Source organism: Asticcacaulis sp., assembly GCF_027484505.1.
GTDB lineage: Bacteria > Pseudomonadota > Alphaproteobacteria > Caulobacterales > Caulobacteraceae > Asticcacaulis.
Genome location: NZ_JAIXSV010000179.1, coordinates 1 through 4,821 on the forward strand (window position 1 = coordinate 1; position 4,821 = coordinate 4,821).

A 4,821-nucleotide genomic window follows, 5' to 3' on the forward strand; every position below is an offset into this window, starting at 1 on the left:
CGATGGTGCTGTTCAATGGCGCGGTCGTCGCCGCTCAGGCCACGCGCAGCCCGGCCCCCTTCGACGCGGCCAAGTCGGTGCTGCGGGTCTTGTTAGGCACAGATACCGCGTCCTAAGCGCCACACTCGGCTTTATACACACGCACCACGCTTGACCTTCTCGCCCTGCTCACCTACCCCGACCCTGTGCAGACGGTGCCGCAGAGATGCGGCTTAAAAGGGAAGCAGGTGCAAGGCCTGCGCTGTCCCCGCAACTGTAAGCGTCGAGTGTTCCGCCATATGCCACTGGTTGTTTCTGAACCGGGAAGGCGGCGGAATGTGCCTGAGACGTGAGCCAGGAGACCTGCCCCTGCTGTCGTCCTTCGCGTGGTCGGGGTGTGCCACAAGAGCGGATAAGCCTTTGAGTGCTTTCCGAAAAGTGTGACGCACTTTTCGGATGAAAAAGCGCGTTAACCAAAATTTAGAGCGTGGTTTCGATGCAATCGAAATACGCTCTGACAAAGGCCTTCCTCAGAGACGATTCGTTGTGCGCGCCGGTCCGTCCGGGGCGCTCGTCCTGTTGTGAATAGGCATAAGACCTTGAAAACTCTCCTTTGCGGCGTTGCGTTTGCCGCCCTCCTCACCTCACCTGCGCTGGCCGAAGACGCCCCGCAGGAGGTGATCATCACCCTGACCCGTGAACCTGTGGCCCTGTCCAAGGTGGGCCAGAGCGTCACCACATTTGACGCCGCCGCCATAGAGCGCAGTCAATCGGTCTATCTAAAAGACCTGATCGCCCGCACGCCGTCGGTTTCCATCGCCCAAACCGGCGGACCCGGTCAGGCCGGCACGGCGCGCTTTCGCGGGGCCGAAAGCGACCGCAGCCTGTTTATCGTCGATGGCGTAAAGCTGGGCGACCCGTCGATGATCGGCGGCGGGCTGAACCTAGGCCTGCTGGCACTGAATGATGCCGAGCGCGTCGAAATTCTGCGCGGGCCGCTTTCGACCCTGTGGGGCTCTCAGGCCATCGGCGGCGTGGTGTCGGTGACGACCCGCACGCCCACGGCCCCGTTTGAGGCGCAAGGCTCTGTCGAAGGCCTCGATGAATACGTCGTGGGCAAGGCCGGTATCGGAGGTAAGACGGGCCCACTGAGCTGGCGTCTGGCGGCGTCCTATATCGACGATGAGGGGGTGTCGTCGCTGCGCGGCGGAGCGGAAAAGGACGGCTTTACGCAAAAGCACCTCAACGCCTATGTTCACTACGCCCTGAGCGACACGTCGGGCCTGCGCGCCCGTCTGGCCCGCACCGAAAGCGACTACGATTTCGACGGCTATAATGCGGCGTTCCAACTGGCGGACACCCGCGACACCGGCTTTCAGAATGAAAATCTGGCCAGCCTCGGCTACTACACGCAGGCCTTTGGCGGCGCGCTGAAGCAGACCTTCACCCTCAGCTACAGCACGACCAAGCGTTCGACCTCTGACCTCGCCAATGCCACCGCCTATCCGTTTGAAGGGCGTCAGACCAGCTTTGACTACACCGGGGCTCTGGCCCTGTCGGAGACGTCCAAACTGGTCTTCGGGGCATCAAGCGAGCGCTCGCAAGCTATTGCCTCCGGCCTCAACAAGCGCGTCACCCTCAACGGCCTGTTCGCGCAACTGCGTCAGGACGTGACGCCCGCCCTGACGGTGAACGCCAGCGTGCGCTACGACGATCACTCGGTCTTTGGGGGCAATACCATCGCTCAGGTGGCCGTCGCCTATGCTCTGTCGCCGTCTCTGGTGCTGCGCAGCAGCCTGGGTCAGGGCTTCAAGGCCCCCAGCCTGTATCAGCTCTATGACGGCTGGTCCGGTAATCTCAGGCTCAAGCCTGAGGAAGCGACCAATCTCGATGTCGGCGTCGATTATTATGGCGCGAACGATAGCCGCATCGGCGTCTCGCTGTTCGGGCGTAAGACCGACAATCAGATCGACTACGATATGTCGTCCTTCCGCTATGGCAATATCGCCCGCACCAAGGCCTACGGCATCGAGCTGGAAGGCGAGACGAAGCTGAGCCAGAGCGTGCGCCTGTCGGGCAATTACAGCCACATCATCGCCCGCGATGACGCCCGGACCAGCGCGACCTTCCGCAACGATCTGGGCCGGGCACCGCGCCATCTGGCCAATGCCAGCGTCGAGTGGCAGGCGACGGCGGCGCTCGAACTCGGAGCCTCGCTGCGTTACGCAGGTAAGTCGTTCGAGAACATCTATAATACCCGTCGTCTCGACGCCTATACCCTGCTCGACCTGCGCGCCAGCTATGCGCTGAACGACACGGTGGCGCTGTTCGGGCGCGTCGAAAACGCCACAGACGAAGACTATGAGACCGCCGCCAACTATGGCTCGGTCGGCCGCCGCCTGTGGCTGGGCGTGCGCGCCAAGTATTGAGGCTGATGATAGGATTTGAAACCAAATCCTGACGGTCTATATAGGGGGCCTCCATCGACCGAGGCCCCCACCATGACCGCCGATACCGCCCACGCGTTTCAGACCTACAGCGTCACCACCCATCCGTCGCAGGGTGTAACCCATGTCGCCGCCCTGCGGGCGCAGTTTGCCGGGCTGGGTATCGACGGCTTTATCGTCCCGCACGAGGACGAGCATCAGAACGAATATCTGCCCGACGCCAATGAGCGTCTGGCCTGGGTATCAGGTTTTACCGGCTCGGCTGGCGCGGCCCTGATCCTCAAGGACAAAGCCATCCTGTTTGCCGATGGCCGCTACACCCTGCAATCGCGCGAACAGACCGATCCTTCGGTATTCGAGGTCGTCGATTTCACCGCCACCGCCATCGCCGAGGACATCGCCGCTCAGCCGCGCGGCAGCGTCATCGGCTATGATCCGCACCTGCACAGCCCGGCGGCGCTCAAGGCGCTGCAACAGGCAGCCACCCGCGTCGGCGTCACCCTGAAAGCCGTTGATCCCAACCCCATCGACCTCGCCTGGGGGGCGGCGCGGCCGGCCCAGCCGATGACGCCGGTGGTGCCGCAGCCGCTGCAATTTGCCGGCGTGGCGTCGGGCGACAAGCGCGCCACACTGGCCGAAAGCCTGCGTCAGAAGGGCGTGGCCGCTGTCCTGATCACCGCGCCGTCGTCTATCGCCTGGCTGTTCAATGTGCGCGGCGGCGACGTCATCCGCTCGCCCCTGCCGCTGGCGCAGGCCCTGCTCAAGGCCGACGGCACGGCGGAACTGTTCCTCGAACCCGCCAAGGTGACGGACGGTTTGGGCGAATGGCTGGGCAATGAGGTGGCGCTGAAAACGCCCACGGACATCCCGGCGGCGCTGACGGCCCTGTCCGGTCAGGGCGTACTGGTCGATCCCAACTGGTCCTCGGCCTGGTGGGTGCAGGCCATCGAAGGGGCCGGGGCCACCGCCGTTGCGGGCGACGATCCCTGCCTTGTCCCGCGCGCCTGCAAAAACGCCGCAGAGATTGCCGGCACCACCGAAGCCCATATCCGCGACGGGGCCATCCTCAGCGAATTCCTCTACTGGGTGGCCACCGAGGCGCAGACCGCCCTGCCCTCCGAAATCGAGGTGGCAAAGAAGCTGGAGGGCTTACGCATCGCCTCAGGCGTGGTGAAGGACCTCAGCTTCGACACCATTTCCGGCTTTGGCCCGCACGGCGCCCTGCCGCATTACCGCGTCACCGAACAGAGCAATATCCGCATCGCACCGGGCAATCTGCTGCTGGTCGATTCCGGCGGTCAGTACGTCGATGGCACCACGGATGTCACCCGCACCATGGCCATCGGCACACCAAGCGCCGAACACAAGCGTATGTTCACCCTGGTGCTTAAGGGGCATATTGCTCTGGCCACCATTCGCTTCCCGGCGGGCACGACCGGCACGCATCTCGACGTGCTGGCGCGGCAGTTCCTGTGGAACACCGGGTTTGACTACGACCACGGCACCGGCCACGGCGTTGGCGTCTATCTGGGCGTGCACGAAGGCCCGCAGCGTATCGCCAAAGCCCTAAATGCCTATGCCCTGCAACCGGGTATGATCGTTTCCAACGAACCGGGCTTCTATAAGGCCGGTGACTTTGGTATCCGTATCGAGAACCTGCAATACGTCACCGAGGCCAAGCCGATCACGGGCGGTGAACGCCCGATGCTGGGCTTCAAAAACCTGACCTGGGCCCCGATTGACCGCACCCTGATCGAGGTGTCGCTGCTCAGCGAAGCGGAGCGCCGCTATATGGACGATTACCACGCCGAGGTGCTGCGCCTGCTGTCGCCGCGCGTGAAACCGGAGGTGGCGGAGTGGCTTAAAACCGTCTGCGCCCCTTTATAAAGGCTTTATATCCGGCAAAATCAGAACGGCCTGCGCCCTTATCCGGCCGGGCGTAAGGTGTCCCCGTAACCATCAGTCTGCGGAGGGACACCATGCCTGCCAGCACCGTTTTTCAACCCGCCACCGACACCTTCGGTCAGTTCACCGTTTCGCACAGTCCGGCGCGCGCCCTGTCGCCCGAAGCCGAGGCGCGTAAGGCTGCCCGTAAGCATTTCCTGATCGGTACGGGCTTTGTAGCCGGTCTGATCGCCCTGTTTGGCGCGGTGTCTGTGGCTGACCGCACCCTGTTCCCCGAACCGCAACTGACGGCGCAGGAGCAGGCCTATTTCGCCACCGCGATGGATTGAGCCTAGACTGTGGTAACGATCTAATTTTTGCGATCTTACTCCTCCCCATTTTATGGGGAGGTGCCGAGTTTACGAGGCGGAGGGGTATCTTACGGACGGTTATACCCCTCCGTCAGCTTCGCTTCGCTCGCTGCCACCTCCCCACTTCGTAGGGAGGAGAA

At 63.1% G+C, this 4,821-nt stretch carries 3 protein-coding genes and 1 riboswitch; all 3 genes read left to right on the forward strand.

All coding sequences use genetic code 11. The features are described from left to right. The first annotated feature begins 175 nt into the window (after positions 1 to 175). Positions 176 to 365: riboswitch (cobalamin riboswitch) on the forward strand. A 213-nt stretch (positions 366 to 578) separates the two neighbouring features. The 3 genes from Q0072_RS11030 (at position 579) to Q0072_RS11040 (ending at position 4,660) form a co-directional block, all read left to right on the forward strand. Beyond that, the gene (locus tag Q0072_RS11030) at positions 579 to 2,408 is read left to right on the forward strand and encodes a TonB-dependent siderophore receptor (RefSeq protein WP_298329787.1); all 1,830 of its coding nucleotides are present in this window, start codon (positions 579 to 581) and stop codon (positions 2,406 to 2,408) included. A 72-nt stretch (positions 2,409 to 2,480) separates the two neighbouring features. Further along, positions 2,481 to 4,313 (forward strand): aminopeptidase P family protein, encoded by a 1,833-nt coding sequence (locus Q0072_RS11035; protein ID WP_298329790.1) that lies wholly within the window; start codon positions 2,481 to 2,483, stop codon positions 4,311 to 4,313. Between the two features lie 92 nt (positions 4,314 to 4,405). After that, positions 4,406 to 4,660: a hypothetical protein gene (locus Q0072_RS11040; RefSeq protein ID WP_298329793.1), complete on the forward strand. Its 255-nt coding sequence runs from the start codon at positions 4,406 to 4,408 to the stop codon at positions 4,658 to 4,660. Positions 4,661 to 4,821 lie beyond the last annotated feature (161 nt).